General features: G+C 71.3%; 26 protein-coding genes. 20 read left to right on the top strand and 6 right to left on the bottom strand.

Going from position 1 to position 24,092, the window contains the following annotated elements; genetic code table 11:
- Nucleotides 1-25 precede the first annotated feature (25 nt).
- From BUB75_RS15390 to BUB75_RS15375, 4 genes are all read left to right on the top strand, one after another.
- Nucleotides 26-712, top strand: a complete 687-nt coding sequence (locus BUB75_RS15390) for a uracil-DNA glycosylase (protein WP_073258426.1) — start codon at nucleotides 26-28, stop codon at nucleotides 710-712.
- Between the two features lie 69 nt (nucleotides 713-781).
- Nucleotides 782-2,131, top strand: coding sequence for a sensor histidine kinase (locus BUB75_RS15385; protein WP_143175225.1), 1,350 nt, complete (start codon nucleotides 782-784; stop codon nucleotides 2,129-2,131).
- A 13-nt stretch (nucleotides 2,132-2,144) separates the two neighbouring features.
- A complete protein-coding gene (locus BUB75_RS15380) occupies nucleotides 2,145-2,807 on the top strand; it encodes a response regulator (RefSeq protein ID WP_073257689.1) in 663 nt (220 codons plus the stop codon).
- Nucleotides 2,804-3,469, top strand: a complete 666-nt coding sequence (locus BUB75_RS15375) for an MOSC domain-containing protein (RefSeq protein WP_073257687.1) — start codon at nucleotides 2,804-2,806, stop codon at nucleotides 3,467-3,469. The genes BUB75_RS15380 and BUB75_RS15375 overlap by 4 nt, the downstream gene beginning before the upstream one ends.
- Here BUB75_RS15375 and BUB75_RS15370 read toward each other — a convergent pair.
- Nucleotides 3,447-4,307 (bottom strand): hypothetical protein, encoded by an 861-nt coding sequence (locus tag BUB75_RS15370; protein ID WP_073257685.1) that lies wholly within the window; start codon nucleotides 4,305-4,307, stop codon nucleotides 3,447-3,449. The genes BUB75_RS15375 and BUB75_RS15370 overlap by 23 nt on opposite strands.
- A 170-nt stretch (nucleotides 4,308-4,477) precedes the next feature.
- On the opposite strand from BUB75_RS15370, the gene hemW reads away from it, so the two are divergent.
- Nucleotides 4,478-5,713: a radical SAM family heme chaperone HemW gene (hemW, locus tag BUB75_RS15365; RefSeq protein ID WP_073257683.1), complete on the top strand. Its 1,236-nt coding sequence runs from the start codon at nucleotides 4,478-4,480 to the stop codon at nucleotides 5,711-5,713.
- A gap of 7 nt (nucleotides 5,714-5,720) precedes the next feature.
- Here the strand turns inward: hemW and BUB75_RS15360 are convergent, their stop codons facing one another.
- On the bottom strand, nucleotides 5,721-6,473 hold the full coding sequence (locus BUB75_RS15360; protein ID WP_073257681.1) for a DUF4870 domain-containing protein: 753 nt from the start codon (nucleotides 6,471-6,473) through the stop codon (nucleotides 5,721-5,723).
- Between the two features lie 184 nt (nucleotides 6,474-6,657).
- Between BUB75_RS15360 and BUB75_RS15355 the strand changes: the two genes are divergently transcribed.
- The 14 genes from BUB75_RS15355 (at nucleotide 6,658) to BUB75_RS15290 (ending at nucleotide 20,261) form a co-directional block, all read left to right on the top strand.
- Nucleotides 6,658-7,131, top strand: coding sequence for a MarR family winged helix-turn-helix transcriptional regulator (locus BUB75_RS15355; protein ID WP_084741209.1), 474 nt, complete (start codon nucleotides 6,658-6,660; stop codon nucleotides 7,129-7,131).
- A gap of 170 nt (nucleotides 7,132-7,301) precedes the next feature.
- The gene (hrcA, locus tag BUB75_RS15350; protein ID WP_073257678.1) at nucleotides 7,302-8,324 is read left to right on the top strand and encodes a heat-inducible transcriptional repressor HrcA; all 1,023 of its coding nucleotides are present in this window, start codon (nucleotides 7,302-7,304) and stop codon (nucleotides 8,322-8,324) included.
- Between the two features lie 44 nt (nucleotides 8,325-8,368).
- Complete coding sequence (dnaJ, locus tag BUB75_RS15345) at nucleotides 8,369-9,505, top strand: molecular chaperone DnaJ (protein WP_073257677.1); 1,137 nt, start codon at nucleotides 8,369-8,371, stop codon at nucleotides 9,503-9,505.
- Nucleotides 9,502-10,236: a 16S rRNA (uracil(1498)-N(3))-methyltransferase gene (locus tag BUB75_RS15340; protein WP_073257675.1), complete on the top strand. Its 735-nt coding sequence runs from the start codon at nucleotides 9,502-9,504 to the stop codon at nucleotides 10,234-10,236. The genes dnaJ and BUB75_RS15340 overlap by 4 nt, the downstream gene beginning before the upstream one ends.
- A gap of 135 nt (nucleotides 10,237-10,371) precedes the next feature.
- Nucleotides 10,372-11,721, top strand: a complete 1,350-nt coding sequence (locus BUB75_RS15335; protein WP_073257673.1) for a serine hydrolase domain-containing protein — start codon at nucleotides 10,372-10,374, stop codon at nucleotides 11,719-11,721.
- A gap of 137 nt (nucleotides 11,722-11,858) precedes the next feature.
- On the top strand, nucleotides 11,859-12,917 hold the full coding sequence (locus BUB75_RS15330; RefSeq protein ID WP_073257671.1) for a PhoH family protein: 1,059 nt from the start codon (nucleotides 11,859-11,861) through the stop codon (nucleotides 12,915-12,917).
- A gap of 90 nt (nucleotides 12,918-13,007) precedes the next feature.
- Nucleotides 13,008-13,523 (top strand): rRNA maturation RNase YbeY, encoded by a 516-nt coding sequence (gene ybeY, locus BUB75_RS15325; RefSeq protein ID WP_073257669.1) that lies wholly within the window; start codon nucleotides 13,008-13,010, stop codon nucleotides 13,521-13,523.
- Nucleotides 13,523-14,842 (top strand): hemolysin family protein, encoded by a 1,320-nt coding sequence (locus BUB75_RS15320; RefSeq protein ID WP_073257667.1) that lies wholly within the window; start codon nucleotides 13,523-13,525, stop codon nucleotides 14,840-14,842. Before ybeY ends, BUB75_RS15320 begins: the two co-directional genes overlap by 1 nt.
- Nucleotides 14,835-15,176: a cytidine/deoxycytidylate deaminase family protein gene (locus BUB75_RS15315; protein ID WP_073257665.1), complete on the top strand. Its 342-nt coding sequence runs from the start codon at nucleotides 14,835-14,837 to the stop codon at nucleotides 15,174-15,176. Before BUB75_RS15320 ends, BUB75_RS15315 begins: the two co-directional genes overlap by 8 nt.
- Before the next feature lie 138 nt (nucleotides 15,177-15,314).
- Nucleotides 15,315-16,208 carry a GTPase Era gene (era, locus tag BUB75_RS15310; RefSeq protein WP_073257663.1) on the top strand — a complete coding sequence of 298 codons (894 nt, stop codon included), beginning with the start codon at nucleotides 15,315-15,317 and terminating at the stop codon, nucleotides 16,206-16,208.
- Complete coding sequence (gene recO, locus BUB75_RS15305) at nucleotides 16,209-16,961, top strand: DNA repair protein RecO (RefSeq protein ID WP_073257661.1); 753 nt, start codon at nucleotides 16,209-16,211, stop codon at nucleotides 16,959-16,961.
- Nucleotides 16,958-17,767 carry an isoprenyl transferase gene (locus BUB75_RS15300; RefSeq protein WP_073257659.1) on the top strand — a complete coding sequence of 270 codons (810 nt, stop codon included), beginning with the start codon at nucleotides 16,958-16,960 and terminating at the stop codon, nucleotides 17,765-17,767. The genes recO and BUB75_RS15300 overlap by 4 nt, the downstream gene beginning before the upstream one ends.
- 797 nt (nucleotides 17,768-18,564) lie before the next feature.
- On the top strand, nucleotides 18,565-19,554 hold the full coding sequence (locus tag BUB75_RS15295; protein ID WP_073257658.1) for a permease: 990 nt from the start codon (nucleotides 18,565-18,567) through the stop codon (nucleotides 19,552-19,554).
- Nucleotides 19,551-20,261 carry a TIGR03943 family putative permease subunit gene (locus BUB75_RS15290; protein WP_073257657.1) on the top strand — a complete coding sequence of 237 codons (711 nt, stop codon included), beginning with the start codon at nucleotides 19,551-19,553 and terminating at the stop codon, nucleotides 20,259-20,261. The genes BUB75_RS15295 and BUB75_RS15290 overlap by 4 nt, the downstream gene beginning before the upstream one ends.
- On the opposite strand, the gene BUB75_RS15285 is transcribed toward BUB75_RS15290, so the two are convergent.
- Entirely contained in the window at nucleotides 20,258-20,950 is a 693-nt protein-coding gene (locus BUB75_RS15285) for a TetR/AcrR family transcriptional regulator (protein WP_073257655.1), read from the bottom strand. The two genes, BUB75_RS15290 and BUB75_RS15285, sit on opposite strands and share 4 nt — an antisense overlap.
- Nucleotides 20,951-21,039: 89 nt before the next feature.
- Between BUB75_RS15285 and BUB75_RS15280 the strand changes: the two genes are divergently transcribed.
- Nucleotides 21,040-22,107: a zinc-binding dehydrogenase gene (locus BUB75_RS15280; RefSeq protein WP_084741369.1), complete on the top strand. Its 1,068-nt coding sequence runs from the start codon at nucleotides 21,040-21,042 to the stop codon at nucleotides 22,105-22,107.
- On the opposite strand, the gene BUB75_RS15275 is transcribed toward BUB75_RS15280, so the two are convergent.
- From BUB75_RS15275 to BUB75_RS15260, 3 genes are all read right to left on the bottom strand, one after another.
- Entirely contained in the window at nucleotides 22,054-22,452 is a 399-nt protein-coding gene (locus tag BUB75_RS15275; RefSeq protein ID WP_073257651.1) for a Fur family transcriptional regulator, read from the bottom strand. The two genes, BUB75_RS15280 and BUB75_RS15275, sit on opposite strands and share 54 nt — an antisense overlap.
- An 89-nt stretch (nucleotides 22,453-22,541) precedes the next feature.
- Nucleotides 22,542-22,862, bottom strand: coding sequence for an ArsR/SmtB family transcription factor (locus tag BUB75_RS48835; protein ID WP_073258422.1), 321 nt, complete (start codon nucleotides 22,860-22,862; stop codon nucleotides 22,542-22,544).
- A 179-nt stretch (nucleotides 22,863-23,041) separates the two neighbouring features.
- The gene (locus tag BUB75_RS15260) at nucleotides 23,042-24,091 is read right to left on the bottom strand and encodes a metal ABC transporter permease (RefSeq protein WP_245806263.1); all 1,050 of its coding nucleotides are present in this window, start codon (nucleotides 24,089-24,091) and stop codon (nucleotides 23,042-23,044) included.
- Nucleotide 24,092 lies beyond the last annotated feature (1 nt).

The raw sequence follows: 24,092 nt of genomic DNA, 5'->3' as shown, positions 1-24,092 counted from the left end.
GTACGGGTGCCCTAGCGTGCTGCGCATGGCACTCGATTTGATCTCTCTGTTGCCCGAGCCGTGGCAGGCCGCGCTGACGCCCTTCCTCGACCGGGAGCGGGTCGCGGCGCTCGGCGAGTTCGTCGAGCGCGAATACGCCGACCAGACCGTGTACCCGCCGGTCGACGACCTGTTCGCGGCCTACCGGCTCTGCGCGCCCGAGCAGGTGCGAGTGCTGCTGCTCGGGCAGGACCCGTACCACGGTCCGGGGCAGGCGCACGGGCTGTGCTTCAGCGTCCGGGCGGGCACGCGGGTGCCGCCGTCGCTGCGCAACGTGTTCAAGGAGATGGCGGCCGACGTCGGCAGCGCGATGCCCACCAGCGGCGAGCTGACCGGGTGGGGCGAGCAGGGCGTGCTGCTGCTCAACGCGGTGCTCACCGTGCGCGGCGGCAAGCCCGGCTCGCACGCCAACAAGGGGTGGGAAGAGTTCACCGACGCGACGATCCGGGCGGTGAACGCGTTCGACCACCGGGTGGTGTACCTGCTGTGGGGCAGCTACGCCCGGAAGAAGGCCGCGCTGGTCACCAACCCGAACCACGTGGTCCTGGAAGCCGGGCACCCGAGCCCGATGAACCCGAAGGGCTTCCTGGGCACCCGCCCGTTCAGCGCGACGAACAAGGCACTGACCGACGCCGGCCTGCCGGAGATCCAGTGGGATCTGACGACGGTTTAGGAGGCTCGACCGGGAGTAGTAGGCCCAGCTCTACCGACACCGGGCAGGGCGGCACCTACCGTCGGTGACATGACCAGCAGCAGCCCCACCCTGGCCGTGGCCGCGCCACCGGGACGGACATCGCAGTTCGGCCGGGGTGAACGCCCCCGGACGGCGTGGCAGGCGCTGACCCGCCCGCCGGGGCGGTTCCTGCTGTCGTCGTGGCCGTGGCGAGGGTTCGTCTACCTGGTGTCCGGCAGCGCGCTCGGCCTGGTCGTCGCAGTCGGGCTGTTCGTGGTCGTGGTGACCGGTGCGGTGCTCGCGCTGTTCATGTTCGGGCTGCTCATCCTGGCGGTCGTCCCGCTCGTCGGCCTGGTCGTGGCGCCGATCGAACGGTGGCGGCTCCGGCTGGTCGACGAGGTGCCGATCGTCGATCCGCACCACCCGCCGCCGCGGCCGGGCCCCTGGGCGTGGTTCACCCACCGGTACCGCGAGGCGGCCACCTGGCGCGATCTGGCCGCCACACTGCTGCTCACGGTGCTCGGCATCGCAGACATGATCGGGCTGTCGATCGCTGTCACGCTCGTGGGTGTTCTGCTCACGGCACCGTTGATCGTCCTCGCGGGCCAGTCGGAGGGCAGCGGGACGATCCAGATGGGGCCCGACTGGGAGATCGAGACCGCCACCGAGGCTCTCCTGCTGGTCCCCGTCGGGCTGGTCCTCCTCGTCGTGTTCGCCTACGCGGTCACGGCCTGGGCGGCCGGGCGGGCACAGCTCACCCGGTTGCTGCTGGCCGGCCGGGATGCCGAGCCGGGCGAGCGGGTCGTGGCACTGACCCGCTCGCGTGCCCGGCTGGTGGACGCGTTCCAGGCCGAGCGCCGCCGGATCGAGCGTGACCTGCACGACGGCGCCCAGCAGCGGCTGGTCGCGCTCACCGTGGAGCTCGGGCTGGCTCGCCTCGACCTGCCCGCGGACTCGGACGCGGGGCGGCGGGTGGCGTCCGCGCACGACCAGGCCAAGCTGGCGCTCGGCGAGCTACGCGAGCTGATCCGCGGCGTGCACCCGCAGCTGCTCACCGACCGCGGCCTCGCGCCGGCGGTGGCCGATGTGGCCAGTCGGACGTCGGTGCCGGTGACCGTGGAGATCGTCACGCCGCGCCGGCTCCCGCGCGAGATCGAGGCGGCTGCGTACTTCGTCGTCACCGAGGCGCTGACCAACGTCGACCGGCACAGCGGCGCAGCCAGCGCCATCGTGCGCGGCCGGATCGACGACGGGCGGCTGATCGTCGAGGTGATCGACGACGGCGTCGGCGGTGCGGACGCCGCACGGGGCACCGGGCTGGTCGGGCTCGCTGACCGGGTTTCGGTGGTGGACGGGGTCCTCACGCTGGTGAGCCCGATCGGTGGCCCTACGCTGCTGCGGGTGGAGATTCCCTGCTGATGGGTCGCCGTACATGAGCACCGTGCTCCGGATCGTCCTGGCCGAAGACAGCGTGCTGCTGCGCGAAGGGCTGGTCGCGCTGCTCACCCGGTACGGCCACGAGGTCGTCGCCGCGGTCGGTGACGCACCGGCGCTCGACGCGGCGGTCGAGGAGACGCAGCCGGACCTGGTCGTCACCGACGTCCGGATGCCACCGACCCACACCGACGACGGCCTGCGGGTCGCCGTCACGCTGCGCACCAGGCGTCCGACGCTGCCGGTGCTGGTGCTCAGCCAGTACGTCGAGCAGACGTACGCCGCCGAGCTGCTCGACACCGCGGACGGGGCAGGCGTGGGCTACCTGCTCAAGGACCGCGTCGGTGACGTCGACGACTTCGCCGATGCGGTGGCGCGGGTGGCGAGCGGTGGCACGGTGGTCGACCAGGAGGTCATCCGGCAGCTGCTGCGCCGACGCTCCGACCCGCTCGACCGGCTCACCGCGCGGGAGGCCGAGGTGCTCGCGCTGATGGCCGAGGGACGGTCGAACGCCGCGATCGCCCGGTCGCTGGTCGTCACCGAGGCGGCGGTCACCAAACACATCGGCAACATCCTCTCCAAGCTCGACCTGCCGCTGGACGCCGACGATCACCGTCGTGTGCTGGCCGTTCTCGCCTATCTCCGTAGGCTCGAAGCATGATCCTCCCCGCGGCAGGCGCCGTTCAGTCCGTCAACATCGGCGTCCTCCGGGTCGTCCCGTGGACCCAGAGCGTGGGCAGCACCGGCATCGACAAGCGTCCGGTCGACGGCCGGGTGCGGGCAGAGGGTGTCGGGCTGGTCGGCGACGTGATCGCCGACACGAAGAACCACGGTGGTTACGACCAGGCCGTCTACGCGTACGCCCGGGAGGACGCGGCCTGGTGGGCCGCCGAGCTCGACCGGGAACTGCCGTTCGGCGCGTTCGGCGAGAACCTCTCGACGACCGGCGTCGACTGCACCGGCGCGGTGATCGGCGAGCGCTGGGCGGTCGGGAGCACGGTGCTGGAGGTCAGCCGGCCGCGGATCCCGTGCCGGACGTTCGCCGGCTTCTGGGACGTGCCGGACCTGATCAAGCGGTTCACCCATCGGGCGGTGCCCGGCGCCTACCTGCGGATCATCGAGGAAGGCGAACTCGGGGCAGGCGACGAGGTCCGGGTGATCTCCCGGCCCGGCCACGGCGTGACGATCGGCGAGGTGTTCCGCGCGCTCACCGGCGAGCGCAGCCTGGCGCCGCGTCTCCTGGAAGCACCCGAGCTGCCGTCCGAGCTCCACGACCGGGCCCGCAAGTTCCTCGCCCCGGCTAGCTCGCGGCGGCCATCCTGACTTCGACGTAGGCCTCGCCGGGCGCGGACGTGTCGCGCTGCCACTTACCGCTGTCGGCGGTCCAGACGTCACCGGCGAACGCCACCCGCCGGACGCCGTACTCGTGTGCCTTCGCGACGAACCAGTGCGCGGACTGCCACCCCAGCCGCGACTTGCCGCCGCCGCCCACCGCGACTGTGAGGATCGGCACGTCGCCGTCGACGCTCGGGTTGACGGTCAGCTTGCCCAGGTCGGCGGCGAGTTCGGCGACCAGCGCTGTGGTCGCCTGCGGCCCGACCCGGTCCGGCGGACGCCGTAGCTGGCAGGTGACCGCGCCCGCTTCGTCGCCCAGCAGCGCGGCGGCCAGCGTCGACGCGTCGCCCTCCCACTTCTGGTACAGCTCGGGATGGGCGCTGCGCTGCACGGCCTGCGCGGCGTCGGTGAGTCGCATCTTCTGCCAGCCGGGCACCTTGACCAGGTGCTCGTAGAACTCACCGGCGGCATACCGGGGGTCCTGCAGCTGCTCGGGCGTGCCCCAACCCTGCGAGGGGCGCTGCTGGAACAGGCCGACCGAGTCACGGTCGCCGGTGGTGAGGTTGCGGAGCTTGGACTCCTGGAGTGCGGTGGCGAGCGCGATAGCGGCCGCCCGCTCGGGAAGATCGCGGCGCACGGCCGCCGCCACGATCGTCGCCGCGTGCGTCAGCTGGTCGGGGGCGAGCCGGACCACGTTGTCGGCGGCGTAGCTGCGGCAGGTGTCGGACAGGAACGGCACATGGAGTTTGGTGAGCCTCGACACGCTGATCACGGTCACCGCGGCCAGTGCTGCCAACACGACCGCGATCACGGCCGCTTTCCGCATCCGCCGTCCTCCGTCCCTGGAATCAGCCGTCGCCTAGGGAAACACCGTGTGTTTGTGAACGCTCGTGGGCGGGTACCGAAACACGCCCGGCACCGAGCCTACGACGTCCGCGTAAGCCTGCGGTGAGCAGGAAGACGCTCTCACTGCAAAACTCCTGACACACTGGAGAGATGGCTGGACCACCGCCCGACGGGCAACCCGCCCCGGACGACGGCCACCTCCCCGAGAGCGCGCTCGAACGACTCGGTGAGCGTGGCTTCGGGATCTACGTGCACGTGCCGTTCTGCGCCGCCCGCTGCGGATATTGCGACTTCAACACCTACACGCCGGGTGAGCTGGGCGGCGCGGGCCGCACCGACGCCGACAGCTGGCTGGACGCCGCGCTCGCTGAGATCGATCTGGCGGGCAGCGTGCTCGGTGCGGCGCCGCACGGTCTGCCCAGGGTGGACACGGTGTTCGTCGGCGGCGGCACCCCGACGTTGCTGCCCGCCGACCACCTCGCGCGGGTCCTCGGCCGGATCGACGACGTGTTCGGGCTCACCACCGGCGCCGAGGTGACCACCGAGGCGAACCCCGAATCGGTCGACCCTGCCTCGCTCGCCGCGCTGAAGGCCGCCGGGTTCACCCGGATCTCGCTGGGCATGCAGTCGGCGCGGTCGCACGTGCTGGCCGTCCTCGATCGGCGCCATACCCCGGGGCGGGCGGTACAGGCCGCGCAGGAGGCCCGCGCCGCCGGTTTCGCGCACGTCAACCTCGACCTGATCTACGGAACGCCGGGAGAGACGCACGAGGACTGGGCGGCCTCGCTGGAAGCCGTGACCGCGGCCGGGGTCGACCACGTCAGCGCCTACGCGCTGATCGTGGAGGACGGCACGCGGCTGGCCAGGCAGATCGCCCGCGGTGTGCTCCCCGCTCCGGACGACGACGTGCTCGCCGACCGGTACCTGATGGCGGACGCCGCTCTCTCGGCGACCGGGCTGCACTGGTACGAGGTGTCGAACTGGGCGTCCGACGACGCCGCGCGGTGCCGGCACAACGAGCTGTACTGGCGCAGCGGCGACTGGTGGGGCGTCGGTCCCGGGGCACACAGCCATGCGGGCGGCGTCCGCTGGTGGAACGTGCGCCACCCGGCGCGGTACGCCGACCGCCTGGCGGTCAAGGCCTCACCCGCGCAGGCCAGGGAGGTGCTGGAGCCGGAGGACCGGCGGGTCGAGGACGTGCTGCTCCGGCTCCGGCTGGCCGACGGCCTGCCGTTGACGGTGCTGGACGACGCCGGGCGCGCCGCCGCCGGGCAGGCGGCTGCCGACGGGCTGCTCGAGGAGGCGGCGCACCGCGAGGGCAGGGCGGTGCTGACGCTGCGCGGACGCCTGCTGGCCGACGCGGTGGTGCGGGCCCTGCTGCCGTGAGCGGCGGCTACTTGATCAGCCGGACCGACAACGGGTACCGGTAGAGTTCGTCGTTGGCGGCCTTGACGCCGGCGATGATGCCGAACACCACCGCGATCAGGAACGTCGCCAGCGGGAACACCCAGAGGATGATCGCGCCGAGCCCGAGCGTGATCGCGCTGCCGCAGAAGAAGATCGTCAGCGCGATGACGTTCGCGACCGCCCACGTGATGTGGAAGTTCAGCGCTTCGACTGAGTGGGCGCGGACGCTCGCGTTCGTGTTCCCTTTCGACGCGTACGCGATGAGCGGCGCCACCCACCCGGCGACCGTGCCGCCGATCGCCACACCGGCGACGCCGCCGAAGTGCGAAACGAGGTTCCAGGTCTTCGTGTCGTCGGCCGGCTTGGCGGTCGGGTAGGCGCCGTAACCGGCCTGCTGCCCGTACGGCGGCTGCTGTCCGTAAGGACCGGGCTGACCATACGGCGGCTGCTGTCCGTACGGTGCCTGCTGGCCATAGGGCGGCTGTCCGTAGCCGCCCTGGTGTCCGTAACCGCTGGGCTGCCCGTAGGGCTGTTCGTAACTGCCGGGAGGGCCGTAGTCGCCCGGTGCCCCGTACGCACCACCCGAGGTCGGCGCACCACCGGAGGAGGTCGGGTAGGACGGTCCGGACGTCGGGTACGAAGGCCCCGAACCGGGATACCCCGGACCGGATGCGGGTGGCGTGCTGAACGGCTCAGATCCGGAAAAACCGGGCGGCCGTGGAGCGGTGGGATCGGTCACGTCGGCAGCGTACGGCCGACGCCCCGGAGCGGCTGTCGGCGCTGTGACAGAAGTTCCCTGCTCATCCCCGGTGGGGTCGGATGCTGAACCAGTGACAGACGCCCCGCTCGAGTACCCGGTCTGACACGGCGATCGGGTTAGGCTTCGGGACGCTGATGGAGGCGGGCGAGCGAAGGTGGTCGGCGTGGCGGAGACGCGGTGGCTCAGCCCGGATGAGCAGCGCACGTGGCGTGCGTACATCGAAGCCAACCGGTTGCTGAACGAGGCGCTCGACCGCCAGCTGCAGCGTGACGCCGGTATGCCGCACACGTACTACGAGATCCTCGTCCGCCTCTCCGACGTCCCGGGCCACCGGCTGCGGATGAGCGAGCTGGCGCACTCGTCGCTGTCGTCCCGGAGCCGGTTGTCGCACGCCGTCTCCCGGCTGGAGGAGCGCGGCTGGGTCCGGCGCGAGAGCTGCCCGACCGACGGCCGCGGCGCGCTGGCCGTCCTCACCGACGAGGGGTTCGCGGTGCTCAAGGCCGCTGCCCCGGCCCACGTCGAGGAGGTGCGGAAGCGCCTGATCGACCGGCTCACCCCGGAGCAGGTGGCCCAGCTCGGCGAGATCGCGAGGACGATCTGCGAGGGCCTCACCGACACGGCAGCCGCCCGGGTGTGACGCCGTAACGACGTCGGTACGGCGGGTGATTTCGCCGTTCGGCGCGTGATTCTCCGCGCACGAAGGAAGCGGACCACCGTATCTGCCCCGTATGCTTGGCACTCTCATCAGCGGAGTGCCAAGATCGGGAGGTCCGCTCCGCGGAGCGGGATGGGTCGGGAGGTGACAGCGTGACGCTTGACGAGCGAAAGCTGGCCGTCCTCCGGGCGATCGTCCAGGACTACGTCAACACCGAGGAGCCGGTCGGCAGCAAGGCACTGGCCGAGCGCCACCAGCTGGGTGTGTCCCCGGCGACGATCCGCAACGATATGGCGGTGCTGGAGGAAGAGGGCTACATCGCCCAGCCGCACACCAGCGCCGGCCGGATTCCGACCGACAAGGGGTACCGGCTGTTCGTCGACCGGCTGGCCGGCGTGAAGCCGCTGTCGGTGGCCGAGCGGCGCGCGATCCACACGTTGCTCAACGGCGCGATCGACCTGGACGACGTCGTTGCGCGCACCGTGCGGTTGCTCGCGCAGCTGACCCGTCAGGTCGCGGTCGTGCAGTACCCCAGCCTGACCCGGAGCTCGGTCCGGCACATCGAGCTGGTCCAGCTCTCCGCGAACCGGCTGCTGCTGGTCCTGATCACCGACACCGGCCGGGTCGACCAGCGGACGGTCGAGTTCCCGGCGGGTATCGGCGACGACGACGTCAACGTGCTCCGGGCCACCGTGAACAGCGCGTTGGGAGGACAGCGTCTCTCCGACGCGCCGACGCGGGTGGAGGAGCTGCTCGACACGATCGCGCCCGCACTGCGTCCGGCGCTCACCACCGTCGCCAGCGTCCTGCTCGAGACGCTCGTCGAACGACGCGAGGAACGCGTCGTCCTGGCGGGCGCCGCCAACCTCACGCGCAGTACGGTGGACTTCCGGGGGTCGGTCTTCCCGATCCTGGAAGCGTTGGAGGAGCAGGTGGTGCTCCTCAAGCTCGTCGGCGAGGTCGAATCGCCGAGCATGTTGCGGGTCCGGATCGGCGACGAGAACCAGGTTGAGGAGTTGCGGGGCATTTCGGTGGTGACGACGGCCTACGGTGCTGGTGACACCGCGCTGGCTGGTCTCGGGGTGGTCGGTCCGACCCGGATGGACTATCCCGGCACGATCAGTGCGGTCCGCGCCGTAGCGCGGTACGTCGGTGAGATTCTCGCAGGGAACTGAGCGGGGCTGGCAGGGATATGCCTTCCGGAGTTGGGGACACACACGTGGCGAAGGACTACTACGGCATCCTCGGAGTGGCGCGCGACGCGACGCCCGAGGAGATCAAACGGGCCTACCGCCGGCTCGCGCGCGAGTTGCATCCGGACGTGAACCCCGACGCTGCGGCGCAGGAGCGCTTCAAAGAGGTCTCGGCCGCCTACGAGGTGTTGTCCGACCCGGCCAAGCGTGAGCTCGTCGATCTCGGCGGTGACCCGTTGGCGCCCGGTGGCGGCAGCGGACCCGGCGGTGGTCCCGGTGGCCCGTTCACGATGGGCTTCCAGGACATCATGGACGCGTTCTTCGGCGGCGCCACCACGCGCGGCCCGCGTCCGCGCACCCGCCCCGGCTCGGACGCGCTGATCCGGCTCGACCTCGACCTGGTCGACATGGCGTTCGGCGTCAACCAGGAACTCACGGTCGACACCGCGGTGCGCTGCACCACGTGTTCCGGCGCGGGCACCGCGCCCGGCACCCACCCGGCCACCTGTGAGGTCTGCGGTGGGCGCGGCGAGGTGCAGACCGTCCAGCGTTCGTTCCTCGGCCAGGTCATGACGTCCCGCCCCTGCGCGGCCTGCCAGGGCTTCGGCACGGTCATCCCGCACCCCTGCCCGGGGTGCGCCGGCGACGGCCGGGTGCGCAGCCGCCGGACGCTGACCGTGAAGGTCCCGGCCGGTGTCGAGGACGGCATGCGGATCCGGCTGGCCGGCGAGGGTGAGGTCGGCCCCGGCGGTGGTCCGCCCGGAGACCTGTACGTCGAGGTGCACGAGCGTCCGCACGACGTCTTCACCCGGCAGGGCGACGACCTGCACTGCCGCGTCTCGCTCCCGATGACCGCGGCGTCGCTCGGCACCAACTTGAATCTCAAGACGCTCGACGGTGAGGAGCAGATCGAGGTCAAGGCGGGCACCCAGCCCGGCACGGTGGTGCGGGTCCGGGGGCGCGGCGTCCCGCACCTGCGCGGCAACGGCCGGGGCGACCTGCACGTCCACCTCGAGGTCCGGACGCCCACCCGGCTCGACGCCGAGCAGGAGCGCCTGATGCGTGAGCTGGCCAAGCTCCGCGGTGAAGAGCGTCCGGAGCCGATGCGGCAGCAGGGCGGGTTCTTCTCCAAGGTCCGCGACGCGTTCAACGGGCACGCTTGACTGACCCCGTCTTCCTCGTCGCCGAGTTGCCCGCGGTCGGCCCGACCGTGCTCGACGGGCCCGAGGGCAGGCACGCCGCGCTGGTGCGCCGCCTCGGGCCGGGGGAGACGTTGCTGCTCGCCGACGGTGTCGGTGGCCGGGCGTTCTGCGTCGTCGTGGCGGCCGAGCGTGATTCGCTGCGGCTCGACGTCCGCAGCATCGAACGGGTGCCGCGCTCGACGCCGACCGTCACCGTCGTCCAGGCGCTGCCGAAGGGTGATCGCGGCGAAGCCGCGGTCGAGATGATGACCGAGGCCGGTGTCGACGCGGTCGTGCCGTGGCAGGCGTCGCGGTCGGTGACCCGGTGGAAGGAAGCGCGCGGCGACAAGGCGCTCGCCCGGTGGCGGAGCACGGCGCGCGAGGCCGCGAAGCAGGCCCGGCGGCTCTGGCTGCCGGAGGTCGCGGATCCGGCCTCCACTGCGGACGTCAGGAAGCTGCTGGCCTCGGTCGATGCGGCGTTCGTGCTGCACGAGGAGGCGGTCGAGCCGCTGGCGATCATCGCGCTGCCGTCCGAACTCGGGTCGGTGGCGCTGGTGGTGGGCCCGGAGGGCGGTATCGCGCCGGACGAGCTGGAGGCGTTCGTCGCGGCAGGTGCGGTACCGGTGCGGCTGGGGCCCACTGTGCTCCGGACGTCGACCGCGGGTGTGGCGGCGCTCGCCGTCGTCAACGCCCGAACCGGCCGCTGGACCTGAGCGTAACCGCATGAGGACGCTGCGTAATGAGCAGCCTCCTAACTGGCACGGAAGCGTCACACTGTCGGTGTAACCGGCATAACAGTACGGACAGATGGTTACCCTCTCGGGTGCGGCGGTGAGAGGAGAACCGGGATGACACCGACCGACCAGGCAACGGCTGCCTGCGAGCGGATCGTACGTACGCTCCAAGCCGATGAGCGAGTGCCGGCCGTGGCCGCCGTAGTGGCTCGGGCCGATCGTCCGGACTGGAGTCTCTACATCGGAGACGCGGGCGACGGCGAGGCGGTTCGACCCGAGACGCAGTTCCGGATCGGATCGGTCACCAAGACGTTCACCGCGCTCCTCGTCCTGCAGCTCCGCGACGCCGGCATGCTCGACCTCGACGACCAGATCGACGCCCACCTCGCGCTCCCGGCGCACGGCCAGCTCACGATCCGCAGCATCCTCAACCACACCTCCGGCCTCCAGCGCGAGCCGTGGGGCAACATCTGGGACACGCTCGACGTCCCGGACGACACCCGGATGCTCGAGGAGGTCGCCAAGGCCGAGGCCGTGCTGAGCCCGCGCCGCCGCTGGCACTACTCGAACCTCGGGTTCGCGCTGCTCGGGCACCTGATCTCGGCCAAGACCGGAGCCGGCTGGGACGAGGTGCTGACCGACCGGCTGCTCACCCCACTGGGGCTGACCGACACCACGGTCGCGCCGCGCGAACCGTTCGCGCAGGGCTACTTGATCGACGAGTACTCCGACCACGCCCGTCCGGAGCCGCACTTCGACCTGCGTGGTGCGGCGGCGGCCGCGCAGCTCTGGAGCACCGCGGGCGACATGGCGCGCTGGGCCCTGTTCCTGGCGAAGCCCGATCCGGCGGTGCTGGCCCGCTCGACGCTGGAGGAGATGTACGAGCCGGTCGTCGTCACCGACCCGGTGGACTGGCACACCGGGTGGGGGCTCGGGCTGCAGGCGAAACCGCAGGGCAGCGGGTCCGACCGGGCGCTCGACATCGGCCACAACGGCGCGATGCCCGGCTTCCTCGCCGGGGTCTGGTGCCGCCGTGGTGTGACGATCGGCGCGGCCGTCCTCGGCTCGTCCGGCACCGCCGGGGGCATCACCGCCGCGCCGCACCGGCTCATCGCCGCCAGCCTGGAGCACGACCCGGTCGACATCGCGCCCTGGACGATCGGCGACCCGGTGCCGAAGGAGTACGTCGGCATCCTCGGCCGCTGGTGGTCGGAGGGCAGCGAGTTCGTGTTCCGCTGGCACCGGGGGCATCTGGAGGCCCGGTCGGTGAGCGCGGTCGCCGCCGCCCCGCCGGCGATCTTCGCGTTCGAGGCGCCCGACCTGCTGCGGACGGTCTCTGGCCGGGAGGCGGGGGAGCGGCTGGAGCTGTTCCGCGCCCCGGACGGCGAGATCGAGCTCATGCGCTGGGCCACCTACCGCTTCACCCGCGACCAGCAGACTTACGACGAGTGGGCGGCCCACTGAGGGCTCCAGGTCAGGACGCGAGCGACTGTGCCGGTCTCCTTGATTCTCGCGAGGCAGTTGAGGGCTTGGCCGGTAGGATTGAAGGGCAGAAGATTCCCGAGTACGAGAGCAGGCGGAAGCGGCCTCCCGGCCGGCCCATGGCAGACAAAAACGCAGCGCCCGCGCCCCTGGCTGACAAGCCTGCGGCGCCCGCGGCGCAAACCCGCATCGTCGTCCCTGACGCCCACGCGATGGTCAGCCTGCTGGGCTCCGGTGACGCCATTCTGAGTCTGATCGAGCGTTCGGTCGCCGCCGACGTCCACGTCCGCGGCAACGAGATCACGCTGACCGGCACCCCCGCCGACAACGCGTTCGCCGAGCGGCTCTTTGCCGAGCTGCTCACGCTGGTGGAGCGCGGCGAGGTGCTGACACCGGACGCTGTCAACCGCACGATCGCGATGCTGAAGTCGGGCAGCGCGGAGCGTCCGGCTGAAGTTCTCACCCTCAACATCATCTCGAGGCGTGGGCGCACGATCCGTCCGAAGACGCTCAACCAAAAGCGTTACGTGGACGCGATCGACGACCACACGATCGTCTTCGGCATCGGCCCGGCCGGTACCGGCAAGACGTACCTCGCGATGGCGAAGGCCGTGCAGGCGCTCCAGGCCAAGCAGGTCAACCGGATCATCCTGACCCGGCCGGCCGTCGAGGCCGGTGAGCGGCTCGGCTTCCTGCCCGGCACGCTCTACGAGAAGATCGACCCCTACCTGCGTCCGCTCTACGACGCGCTGCACGACATGGTCGACCCCGACTCGATCCCGCGCCTGATGCAGGCCGGGACGATCGAGGTCGCGCCGCTGGCGTACATGCGCGGGCGCACGCTCAACGACGCGTTCATCATCCTCGACGAGGCCCAGAACACCACGGCCGAGCAGATGAAGATGTTCCTGACCCGGCTCGGGTTCGGCTCGAAGATCGTCGTCACCGGCGACGTGACGCAGGTCGACCTGCCGGGCGGTGCCACCAGCGGCCTCCGGGTCGTCCGGGAGATCCTGGACGGCGTCGAGGACGTGCACTTCGCGGAGCTCTCCAGCACCGACGTCGTGCGGCACCGGCTGGTCGGCGACATCGTGGACGCGTACGCACGGTACGACGCGGACAATCCGCCGGCCGGTGGTCGGCGGGCAGCCGGAGGCCGTCCCGGCCGACGCAGCTGAATCCTTCGCCCCCGCGTGCCCGCTCGAGCGGGCACGCGGTGTTGGATAGAGGGAGTCGGACGAGCGACAGAGCTGGAGACGCTGTAAACGATGTCGATCGAGATCTCGAACGAGTCGGGCCACGAGGTCAACGAGACCGCGTTGCTGGCCGTCGCCAGGAACACCCTGGACGAAATGGGTGTCAACCCGATGGCCGAGCTGTCGCTCCTGCTCGTCGACATCGGTTACATGGCCGAACTGAACCACCGGTGGATGGAGAAGACCGGCCCGACCGACGTGCTCGCGTTCCCGATGGACGAGCTCGACGCCGACCGCGGCCCCGGCGCGGACGAGGACGGCCCCGAGCCCACGCTCCTGGGTGACGTCGTCCTCTGCCCCGAGGTGGCCGAACGGCAGGCCAAGGTCGCCGGCCACGCGACCGGGGACGAGTTGATGCTGCTCACCGTCCACGGCATCCTGCACCTGCTCGGCTACGACCACGCCGAGCCGGAGGAGGAGCGCGAGATGTTCGGCCTGCAGAACCGGCTGATCAGCGCATACCGGCGCAGCATCGGCATCCTGGCCGTCGCTGATATCCCGCTCAAGCCGACGATCTCCGACCACTGATGAGCACGCCGGGCTTGCTGGCCGCGGCCGCCGGGCTCGTGGTCGTCGCCGGTGCGGTCGCGGCCGCCGACACCGCGTTCAACCAGATCTCCCGCGCCCGCGCCGAGGAGATGCAGCGCGCGGGTACCCGCGGTGCGGCGAACCTGGTCGCGCTGGTCGGCAACCTGCCGGTGCACGTCAGCCTGCTGCTGCTGATCCGCCTGGCCTGCGAACTCACCGCGACGACGCTGGTCGCGCTGGTGGCGATCGACCGGTGGGGGCCGGGCTGGGTCGCCGCGCTGGTCACCGCGGGCAGCATGACCGTCGTCAGCTTCGTGCTGGTCGGTGTCGGCCCACGGACGATCGGCCGCCTGCACCCGTACCCGGTGGCGCTGGCCAGCGCCGGGATCACCCGCTGGCTGGGCCGCGTGCTCAACCCGCTGGCCCGGCTGCTGATCCTGGTCGGCAACATGGTGACGCCGGGTCGGGGTTTCCGTGAGGGCCCGTTCGCCACCGAGACCGAACTGCGCGAGCTGGTCGACCTCGCCGAGGAGCGCGGGGTTGTCGAGAGCGACGAGCGCGAGATGATTCATTCGGTCTTCGAGCTCGGCGACACGATCGTCCGCGAGGTCATGGTGCCGCGGCCGGAGATCGTCTGGATCGAAGGCACGAAGACGGTTAGGCAGGCGACGTCGCTGGCGCTGCGCAGCGGCTTCTCCCGGATTCCGGTGCTCGGCGAGAGCATCGACGACATCGTCGGCGTCGCGTACCTCAAGGACATGGTGCGGCGGGTCCAGGGCCAGCCTGAGGCCGACCGGCAGATCCGGGTCGAGCAGGTGATGCGGGATGCCGAGTTCGTGCCGGAGTCGAAGCCGGCGGCCGACCTGCTCCGGGAGATGCAGCAGCGGCGCATCCACATGGCGATCGTGATCGACGAGTACGGCGGCACCGCCGGCGTGGTGACGATCGAGGACATTCTCGAGGAGATCGTCGGCGAGATCGCGGACGAGTACGACAACGAGCGTCCGCCGGTCGAGGAGCTGGACGACGGGTCGGTGCGGGTCACCGCCCGGCTGGCGGTCGAGGACCTCGGTGAACTTCTCGACGTCGAACTGCCGGATTATTCGGACGACATCGAGACGGTCGGTGGCCTGCTCGCGCACGAGCTGGGCAAGGTGCCGATCCCGGGAGCGAGCGTCCGGATCCAGGACCTGGAGCTGACCGCGGAGAGCGCCGGGGGCCGCCGGAACCGGATCGACACCGTGCTGGTCCGGCGCCTGGAGCCGCAACCGCAGAACGAGGAAGAACCGAGCGAGGAGACCCGTACCGCCGATGTCTGACCTTTCTGCCCTCGACCCGGAAGACGCGAAGATCGTCACGCTCGCCCGTTCGACTCGGGCGCGCACCGGTGCCGCCGAGGGGGCGGCGGTGCGCGACACCGACGGCCGCACGTACGCGGCAGCCACGGTCTCGCTGCCGTCGCTGCAGCTCTCGGCGTTGCAGGTGGCCGTGGCGATGGCGGTCTCCAGTGGCGCACCGGGCCTGGAGGCGGCGGCCGTGGTCACTGCGGCGCCCAAGCCCGAGCCACTCGGCGTAGCGGCCGTGCACGACCTCACGCCGGACGCACCCATCCTCGTCGCGGACCCGGCCGGCGCGATCCGTGCGCGCACCTGACCACCAGCGCCCCGGCGCTCCGCGAGCTGACGCGTAACCGGCCTCTAAGAAGCCCTTACACCCCAGTAACGCGTCCTCGGGCGGGAGCGCGCAGCCTGCGCTGGGCTGCGTGGTCGGCGTGAGTGGGACAATGAACTGGTGAGCGATTTTCATGCCGGGTTCGCGTGTTTTGTGGGCCGACCTAACGCGGGCAAGTCCACGCTGACGAATGCGCTGGTTGGCACCAAGGTCGCGATCACCAGCAGCAAACCTCAGACCACGCGGCACACGGTCCGGGGCATCGTCCACCGGCCGGACGCCCAACTCGTCCTCATCGACACCCCGGGGCTGCACAAGCCGCGGACGCTGCTCGGCGAGCGTCTCAACGACCTGGTGCGTACGACCTGGTCCGAGGTCGACGTGATCGCGCTGTGCGTACCCGCGAACGAACCCGTGGGGCGCGGTGACCGGTTCATCGCCGACGAGATCGCCGGGCTCAAGCGCAAGCACACGCTCGCCGTCGTCACCAAAACCGACCTCGTCGACAAGAAGCGACTCGCCGAGCAGCTGCTCGCGGTCTCCCAGCTGGGGGAGTTCGCCGAGGTCGTCCCGGTGTCAGCGAAGTCCGGTGAACAGGTCGGACTGCTCACCGACCTGCTGGCCAAGTACCTGCCGGAGTCGCCGCCGCTCTACCCCGACGGCGAGCTGACCGACGAACCCGAGCAGGTGATGGTCGCCGAGCTGATCCGCGAGGCCGCGCTGGAGGGCGTCCGCGACGAGCTGCCGCACTCGCTCGCGGTCGTCGTCGAGGAGATGGAACCGCGTGAGGGCCGCGACGACCTGCTCGACGTCCACGCGACCGTGTTCGTCGAGCGTCCGAGCCAGAAGGCGATCGTGGTGGGCGCGGGTGGCGAGCGGATCAAGCACGTGGGGTCGACGTCACGCCGGCAGATCGAGGCGTTGCTCGGCACCCGGATCTTCCTCGACCTGCGGGTGAAGGTCGCCAAGGACTGGCAACGCGATCCTCGGCAGCTGCGGCGGCTAGGTTTCTGAGTGCCCCTCTACCGGGACATCGGCGTCGTCCTCCGGGTACAGCAACTCGGTGAGGCCGACCGGATCATCACGCTGCTGACCCGGCGGCACGGCCGGGTCCGTGCGGTGGCCAAGGGCGTGCGGAAGACCAAGAGCCGGATCGGCGGCCGGCTGGAGCCGTTCAGCCACGTGGATCTGCAGCTCTACGAGGGTCGCTCGCTGGACGTCGTCAGCCAAGTGGAGACCGTCGAACCGTTCGGGAAGCACATCGTCGACGACTACGGTCGGTACACGGCGGCGTCCGCGATCGCGGAGACCGCGGAGCGGTTGACCGCCGAGGAACGGGAACCGGCGCTCCGGCTCCATCTGCTGACGGTCGGCGCGCTGCGGGCGCTGGCAGCGGGTGAGCACGACGCGCCGCTGATCCTCGACGCGTACCTGCTGCGGGCGATGAGCTACGCGGGGTGGGCGCCGGCGCTGATGGCGTGCGCGGTCTGTGGGCTGCGCGGTGCGCACCGGGCGTTCTCGGTGCAGGCGGGCGGCTGCGTCTGCGCGAACTGTCGTCCGCCGGGCTCGGCGTCACCGTCGGTGGAGTCGCTCGAGCTGATGGTCGCGTTGCTGGACGGCGACTGGAACCACGCCGGTGACACCGACGGGTCCACGCGCCGGGAAGCCAGCGGGCTGGTGGCGGCCCACCTGCAGTGGCACCTGGAGCGAGGCCTACGCTCGTTGCCGCTGGTTGATCGCACGAACGTAGGGGAGAACTCCCGATGAGGAAGCGGCGTGGGCCCGTCAGCCCGCCGGCTCCGCACCCGAGTGGTGTGCGTCCGCCGCCGATCCCGGCCGACCTGGTGCCGCGGCACGTCGCGCTGATCATGGACGGCAACGGACGCTGGGCCAAGCAGCGCGGCCTGCCCCGGACCGAGGGCCACAAGCGCGGCGAGGACTCGCTGTTCGACGTCATCGAGGGCTGCATCGAGGTCGGGGTGAAGTACCTCTCGGCCTACGCGTTCTCCACGGAGAACTGGAAGCGCTCACCGGATGAGGTCCGGTTCCTCATGGGATTCAACCGGGACGTGATCCGGCGTCGGCGCGATCAGCTGCACGCGATGGGCGTCAAGGTGCGGTGGGCCGGGCGGCGTCCGAAGTTGTGGCGGAGCGTGATCGCCGAGCTCGAGGACGCCGAGGAGATGACTCGCGGCAACGACGTTCTCACGTTGCAGTTCTGCGTGAACTACGGCGGCCGGGCCGAGATCGCGGACGCCGCTGCGGCGATCGCGCGAGACGTCGCGGCCGGGCGGCTCTCGCCGGAGAAGGTCAACGAGAAACTGTTCGCGCGCTACCTGGACGAGCCGCAGATTCCGGACGTCGACTTGTTCGTGCGCTCCTCCGGTGAGCAGCGGATATCCAACTTCCTGCTGTGGCAGTCGGCGTACGCCGAACTGGTCTTCGACGACACGCTGTTCCCGGACTTCGACCGCCGCAACATTTGGCGAGCGTGCGAGATCTACGCGTCCCGCGACCGTCGGTACGGAGGTGCCGTGCCCAACCCGGTGCCGGAGGGTCAGCCCGCCATCTGACCGTAAGTGAAAGTGAGTGAACGCTACGTCACTCTACCGATTAAGCGCCGCGCAGGGTCCCATGGAGTCGGGCGGTCTCGCCCGACGGTCGCGGGGTACGCCTCGCCGGGGAGCGTCGGGTGGAGAGCGGTCGGGTGCCAGTTCCCGGTCTGGCGCCCGGCCGCGCGTCTCAGCGGTCCGGCGGCGGATACTCCGGACGCCGCTGGTCGCGGTCCGCTCTCCCCGGTGTTCGTTGCGGGCCCTTCGGACGCCGGGTGAAGATCCGGGCGCGACGGCTACGGAAACCCCACCTGTGCCGTCGTGCTCGGGCGGACCCGCCGACCGCCATGGGCTGAGGGCGATGCAGCTCATGGCGGCTCGGCGAGTCAATCAGCCATCGGCTGAGGGCGATACTGCCCGGTCATGGCGGCTCGGCGGTCTATCAGCCATCGGCTGAGGGCGATACTGCCCGGTCATGGCGGCTCGGCGGTCTATCAGCCATCGGCTGAGGGCGATACTGCCCGGTCATGGCGGCTCGGCGAGTCAATCCGCCGCAGTCATCCAACTCCACAAGGGAGGCACAAAATCACCGTCCTGCGGTGCGCGAGGGGTGCGCCGCAGGACGGTGTCAACCGTTGGTAAGTGCGACACCGTCTCGGAGGTGGCGACCCCTACCGAGACGATGCCGCTGGCCGATAGTGTGCTCCCGCTCACACTCTGCCGCAGGATGTTCGCCGAAAACAATGAATGTCTTATTCACGTTTGGTGCCTGTGGGTAACCCCGACGCGATCGGGGTGCGACGGTAGGGTCCGAAGCGATGTCGATTCAGGACGCCCCCGCTCCCGCCCCCACGCGCCGTCGTCGGCTCGGCTCGGTCGAGGTCCTGGCGGCCGTCCTCATCGTCGTCGTGCTGTTCCGCGGCCCGCTGGTCGACCTGTTCGACACCCCGGCCGCCCGCACCTGGGCCACGATCTTCGTCTCGATCGTCGTGCAGGCGTTGCCGTTCCTGGTCTTCGGCGTCCTGATCAGCGCGGCGATCGCGGTTTTCGTCCCGACGTCGTTCTTCCTCCGCGCGCTCCCACGCCGCCCGGCGCTCGCGGTGCCGGTCGCCGGCGTCGCGGGGGTGGCGCTGCCCGGCTGCGAGTGCGGCTCGGTGCCGATCGCCGGCGGGCTGGTCCGGCGCGGCGTGGCACCCGCCGCGGCGCTCACGTTCCTGCTCTCGGCGCCCGCCGTGAACCCGGTGGTGCTGGTCGCCACCGCGGTGGCGTTCCCCGGGCGGCCGGAGATGGTGCTCGCCCGGTTCGTCGCCTCGGTGCTCACCGCGGTGGCGGTGGGCTGGCTCTGGTTGCGGTTCGGGCGGGCCGAGTGGATCCGGATCCCGCCGCGCCCCGATCTGACCGGTGTCTCGCGCTGGACCGGCTTCTGGTTGTCGGTGCGTCACGACGCGATCCATGCCGGTGGGTTCCTCGTCGTCGGCGGGCTCACCGCGGCGTTCCTCAACGTCACGGTGCCGCGGCAGTGGCTGGACGCGATCGCCGAGCAACCCGTGCTCGCGGTGCTCGCGCTGGCCCTGCTCGCCGTGCTGCTGTCGATCTGCTCGGAGGCGGACGCGTTCGTCGCGGCGTCGCTGAGCCAGTTCTCGCTGACCGCGCGGCTGGCGTTCCTGGTCGTCGGCCCGATGATCGACGTCAAGCTGTTCGCGATGCAGGCCGGCACGTTCGGCCGCGGGTTCGCGCTGAGGTTCGGCCCGCTGGTGTTCACGGTGGCGGTCTTGGTCAGCGTGGCGGTGGGGAGTCTGCTGCTGTGAATCGTGAGGCACAGAGCATCGTCCTGCTGCTCATCGGTGGTGCGCTCCTGCGTATCACGGTGTTCTCGGACGTCTACCTGCGCTACGTGAAGCCCGGCCTGCGGTGGTACCTGGTCGCCGCGGGCGTCGTGCTGGTCGTCGCGGCGGCGATCACGCTGTACCGGGAGCTGTTCGGGCAACCGGCTGACGAGCACGACCACTCGCACGGCGGCCCCCGGGTGGCCTGGCTGCTGCTCCTGCCCGTTCTGACGATCTTCCTGATCGGGCCCCCGTCGCTCGGCTCGTACGCCGCGGAGAAGCAGGGAGCGGCCGCGGTCGGGCAACCGAGTTCAGACTTGCCACCGCTGCCGGCCGGCGACCCGGTGAAACTCTCGGTGCTGGACTACGTCACGCGCGCGCTCTGGGAGGACGGCGCTTCGCTGCGCGGACGTGAGGCGCGGCTCACCGGCTTCGTCACGGTCGGGCCCGACAGCACGGTGTACCTGACCCGCATCGTGCTGAGCTGCTGCGCGGCCGACGGACGCCCGCTCAAGGTCGCGCTGAACGGCGTCCAGCCCGCGACCCTGGAGCGGGACGCCTGGATCACGGTGGTCGGCACCTACGACCCGGCCCGGCGCACCGATCCGGTCAGCCGCGAGGCGGTGCCGACGATCACGGTGCGGACGCTCGACCGCATCGATCCGCCCGCCGAGCCCTACGACAGCTAGAGCGACGCGATGATCGTGTCCACCTCGGAGGCGTACAGCAGGCCGGCGTCGAAGCGCATGGGTCCGAACGCGCCCTGGATCTCCAGGCTGAGCACACCGTGCAGCCGCGACCACCCGATCACGGTCGCGCGCACCAGGTGCGGCGGCACGGACGAGTCCGCGTACCAGAGCACCAACTGCTCGTCCAGGGGCGTCGGCGCGGGCGGCGTCCGCGTGGGGTCGGCACGGTCTCGTTCAGCGGCCACGTCCACCATCGTGCGCAGGACGGCCGTGAACATCCGTGCGGCGGCCGCGATCGTGACGTCCGGGGCCCGATAGGCGGGAACCGGCGTACCGAACAGCAACTGGTACCGGTGCGGCTCGGCGATCGACCAGGCGCGGAACGCGCCGAGCACGGCCCGTAGCCGCGCCTCGGGCGGCTCGTCGGCGGCGTCGGCCGCGGCCTGGTCCAGCACGTCCCCGACCGCGGTGAAACCGTCGAGGACCAGCGCGGTGAGCAGCGCGTCCCGATTGGCGAAGTAGCGGTAGAGCGCCGGGCCGGAGAGCCCGATCTCCCGCGCGATCGCGTTGAGCGAGAGGCCGCCGGTGCCGGACTCGGCGAGCTGCCGCAAGGCGACGGCTTTCGCCTCCTCACGGGTCTGCTCCCGATATCGCTCGCGGCGATCGACCACCGGATTCGACTTGCTCATCACTCACCCCTCCTCTCGCGCTTGACAGAGCCACCGTAACAGCTTCACTCTTGAGTTAGAGGTTCTAACGGAACGGAGAGGGTGTGTTCATGAAGACGCGCGCAGCGGTGCTGACCGGACCCGACGGCCCGGCCGGGCTGGTCCTCCAGGAACGCGACGTGCCCCAGATCGGGCGGCGCGACGTGCGCATCGCGGTGGAGGCCGCGGGCGTGATGTTCGCCGAGGTGCAGATGGCGCTGGGCCGCTATCCGGGGCAGCCGCGGTACCCGTTCGTCCCCGGTTACGACCTGGTGGGCACGGTGACCGACGCCGGCGCCGCGAGCGGCCTCCGTCCGGGGCAGCGCGTCGCGGCGATGACCCGCACCGGCGCCTGGGCCGAGCACGTGGTGCTGCCGGCCGCGGGTCTGGTCGCGGTGCCCGACGAGCTCGACTCCGCCGACGCGGTCGCGCTCGTCACCAACGGCGTCACCGCCCACCAGCTGGTCCACCGGTCGGCGGTGGTGCGGCCGGGTGAGACCGTGCTCGTCCTCGGCGCCTCCGGCGGCGTGGGGACGCTACTCACGCAGCTGTCGGTCGCGGCAGGCGCACGCGTCCTCGGCGCCGCGTCGCCGGCCAAACACGACCGGGTGCGGACGCTCGGCGGCGAACCGATCGACTACCACGGTGACGACCTGCCTGCCCGGATCCGCGCGCTGGCGCCCGACGGCGTCGACGTCGTCTTCGATCCGATCGGCGGTGCCGGTCTGGGCGACTCCTGGGCGCTGCTGCGGCCGGGCGGGCGCCTGGTCTGGTACGGCAGCCAGTCGACGCTGAACAACACCGGGTTCCGGTTCGCACCCGCGCTGACCGCGCTACGGAAGATCGCCGGCTGGAACCTGCGCAGCCTGATCCGGCGGGACGGGCGGCGCGGATCGCTCTACTACATCCGCACGGGGACGCCCGCGTTCCGCGCCGATCTCGCCACCGTGTTCGCGGAGGCCGCAGCCGGGAGGCTGGATTCCGCGGTGAGTGCGCGGTATCCGCTGGAGCGCGCGAAGGAGGCGCTGGTGGCGCTCGCCGAGGGTCGGATCACCGGCAAGGCCGTGCTGCTGCCTGCCGCGGGTTCAGGCGCGGGCGGCGCACTCGGCGCAGGTGCCGAAGATCTCCAGGGTGTGTGAGACGTCGGCGAAGCCGTGCTCGGCCGCGACCCGGTTCGCCCAGCTCTCCACGGTCGGGCCGGCGACCTCGACGGTGCGGCCGCACGCCCGGCAGACCAGGTGATGGTGGTGTCCGCTGGAGCAGCGGCGGTAGAGGTGCTCACCGCCGGGCGGGCGCATGACGTCGATCTCCTCGGCGTCGGCGAGCGCCTGGAGCGTGCGGTAGACGGTGGTCAGCCCGACCGACTCGCCGCGCTGCCGGAGCAACTCGTGCAGTTCTTGAGCGCTGCGGAACTCTTCGACTTCGGAGAGCAATGCCATGACTGCCGTGCGCTGACGCGTAGTACGGCCGACACTCGCCTGCATAGTGCATCCTCTCCGGCCCGCCGGACGGGCTCGCCGTCCATCCTCTCAGGTCGCGGACGTAACGGCGATGTGCCGCCGCACCTAACCGATCACGCCGGGGAATGTGCGGAGTGGGCGACCGCGTCCCGCACCACGTGCGCGACGTGGGAATCGGCGAGCGAGTAGGCGACCTCGCGTCCGCGCCGGTGGGGCACGACGACGCCGGCGTCACGCAGCACACGGAGGTGCTGGGAGACCAGCGGCTGCGGGACGCCGAGCGCGTCGACCAGCTCGTGGACGCACTGGTCGGCGTCGTCGAGTCGCATCACGATCGCGATCCGTAGCGGCGACGCGAGCGCCCGCAACAACTCCGCCGCCGGCGCATAACTCCCGACCTCGCCTTCCGGCCCGCGCTCCGAGCCGTCGCCGATCCGTTGCTCCGCCCGCTGCGCGTCGGCCGACGCCGAGCGCTCCGCCGGGTGCGCGTCGTCGGCGAATGCCTGGCGCTCCGCAGGCCGCTCGGCGTCTGCCGCGAGCGGTCGCGCGGGCGGTGCCGCCGGGGTTTCGTCGGCATCGGACGTGAGGCCGAGCTCGGGGGCCGTGCGGCGGGTCATCGGCTCGGCGCGCCCGCGCGGCTCGCGTCGGTCGGCGCCGCGCCGGCCCCCGCCGGAGGCGTTTCGGCCCCGGCCCCGGCCCCGGCCCCGGCCCCGGCCCCGGCCCCGGCCCCGGCCCCGGCCCCGGCCCCGGCCCCGGCCCCGGCCCCGGCCGCAGCCGCGGCCGATCCAGCGCCCGCGGCCGGGCTGGTGGCTGCGGCCGGGGGGTGATCGGGGTGGGTGACCGCGGAGCGGCGCTGCAGGCGGCGTCCGACCGCGGTCGCCACCGCGACCACGACGAACACCAGCACGGCCAGGACGACGATCGACGCGCCGGACGGAACGTCCAGGTAGAACGAACCGACCGCGCCGCTCAGCGCGACCGTGACGCTGAGCGCCATCGCACCGGCCATCGTGGCCGCGAAGCCGCGCGCCACCTGCTGCGCGGTCGCCACCGGGATCACCATCAGCGCGCTCACCAGCAGGACGCCGACCACCCGCATCGCGACGGTCACGGTCACCGCCGCGGACACCGCCAGCAGGATGTTGAGCAGCCGCACCGGGATGCCGGAGACTCGGGCGAACTCCTCGTCGTGGCAGATCGCGAACAGCCACGATCGCAGCCCGACGGTGAACCCGAGCACCAGCGCCGCGAGTATCCCCATCGCGATCAAATCGGACGGCGCCGTGGTCAACAGCGAACCGAACAGGTACCCGAGCAGGTTCACGTTGCCACCGCTCGGCGCGAGGCTCATCAGCAGGACGCCGCCCGCGATTCCGCCGTAGAACAGCAGCGACAACGCCACGTCGCCGGACGCCCCGCCGCGCGAGCGGATCAGCTCCACCGCCACCGCGCCGAGCGCAGCCACCACGACCGCGCTGAACACCGGCGAGTTGCCGGTGAGGAACCCGAGCGCGACGCCGGTGAGTGCGATGTGGCCGATGCCGTCACCGACCAGCGACATCCGCCGCTGCACCAGGTAGATCCCGACCGCGGGCGCGGTCAGCCCGACCAGCACCGCCGCGATCAGCGCCCGGACCATGAAGTCGTAGTGCAGGATGCTCACT

Origin of the sequence: Cryptosporangium aurantiacum (genome assembly GCF_900143005.1) — a bacterium.
GTDB classification, from domain to species: domain Bacteria; phylum Actinomycetota; class Actinomycetes; order Mycobacteriales; family Cryptosporangiaceae; genus Cryptosporangium; species Cryptosporangium aurantiacum.
Note: the sequence above shows the minus strand (reverse complement) of the source record. Positions and strands in the feature narration are given on the sequence as shown.

Bases quoted from the DNA above. Each gene is read 5' to 3' on its own strand.
- BUB75_RS15295 (WP_073257658.1), top strand. From the start codon at position 18,565: ATGTCGATTCAGGACGCCCCCGCTCCCGCCCCCACGCGCCGTCGTCGG.
- BUB75_RS15275 (WP_073257651.1), bottom strand. From the start codon at position 22,452: ATGCAGGCGAGTGTCGGCCGTACTACGCGTCAGCGCACGGCAGTCATG.
- BUB75_RS15330 (WP_073257671.1), top strand. From the start codon at position 11,859: ATGGCAGACAAAAACGCAGCGCCCGCGCCCCTGGCTGACAAGCCTGCG.
- BUB75_RS15390 (WP_073258426.1), top strand. From the start codon at position 26: ATGGCACTCGATTTGATCTCTCTGTTGCCCGAGCCGTGGCAGGCCGCG.
- BUB75_RS15315 (WP_073257665.1), top strand. From the start codon at position 14,835: ATGTCTGACCTTTCTGCCCTCGACCCGGAAGACGCGAAGATCGTCACG.
- BUB75_RS15285 (WP_073257655.1), bottom strand. From the start codon at position 20,950: ATGAGCAAGTCGAATCCGGTGGTCGATCGCCGCGAGCGATATCGGGAG.
- BUB75_RS15375 (WP_073257687.1), top strand. From the start codon at position 2,804: ATGATCCTCCCCGCGGCAGGCGCCGTTCAGTCCGTCAACATCGGCGTC.
- ybeY (WP_073257669.1), top strand. From the start codon at position 13,008: ATGTCGATCGAGATCTCGAACGAGTCGGGCCACGAGGTCAACGAGACC.
- BUB75_RS15320 (WP_073257667.1), top strand. From the start codon at position 13,523: ATGAGCACGCCGGGCTTGCTGGCCGCGGCCGCCGGGCTCGTGGTCGTC.
- BUB75_RS15280 (WP_084741369.1), top strand. From the start codon at position 21,040: ATGAAGACGCGCGCAGCGGTGCTGACCGGACCCGACGGCCCGGCCGGG.
- BUB75_RS15385 (WP_143175225.1), top strand. From the start codon at position 782: ATGACCAGCAGCAGCCCCACCCTGGCCGTGGCCGCGCCACCGGGACGG.
- BUB75_RS15380 (WP_073257689.1), top strand. From the start codon at position 2,145: ATGAGCACCGTGCTCCGGATCGTCCTGGCCGAAGACAGCGTGCTGCTG.
- hemW (WP_073257683.1), top strand. From the start codon at position 4,478: ATGGCTGGACCACCGCCCGACGGGCAACCCGCCCCGGACGACGGCCAC.
- BUB75_RS15335 (WP_073257673.1), top strand. From the start codon at position 10,372: ATGACACCGACCGACCAGGCAACGGCTGCCTGCGAGCGGATCGTACGT.
- BUB75_RS15370 (WP_073257685.1), bottom strand. From the start codon at position 4,307: ATGCGGAAAGCGGCCGTGATCGCGGTCGTGTTGGCAGCACTGGCCGCG.
- BUB75_RS15300 (WP_073257659.1), top strand. From the start codon at position 16,958: ATGAGGAAGCGGCGTGGGCCCGTCAGCCCGCCGGCTCCGCACCCGAGT.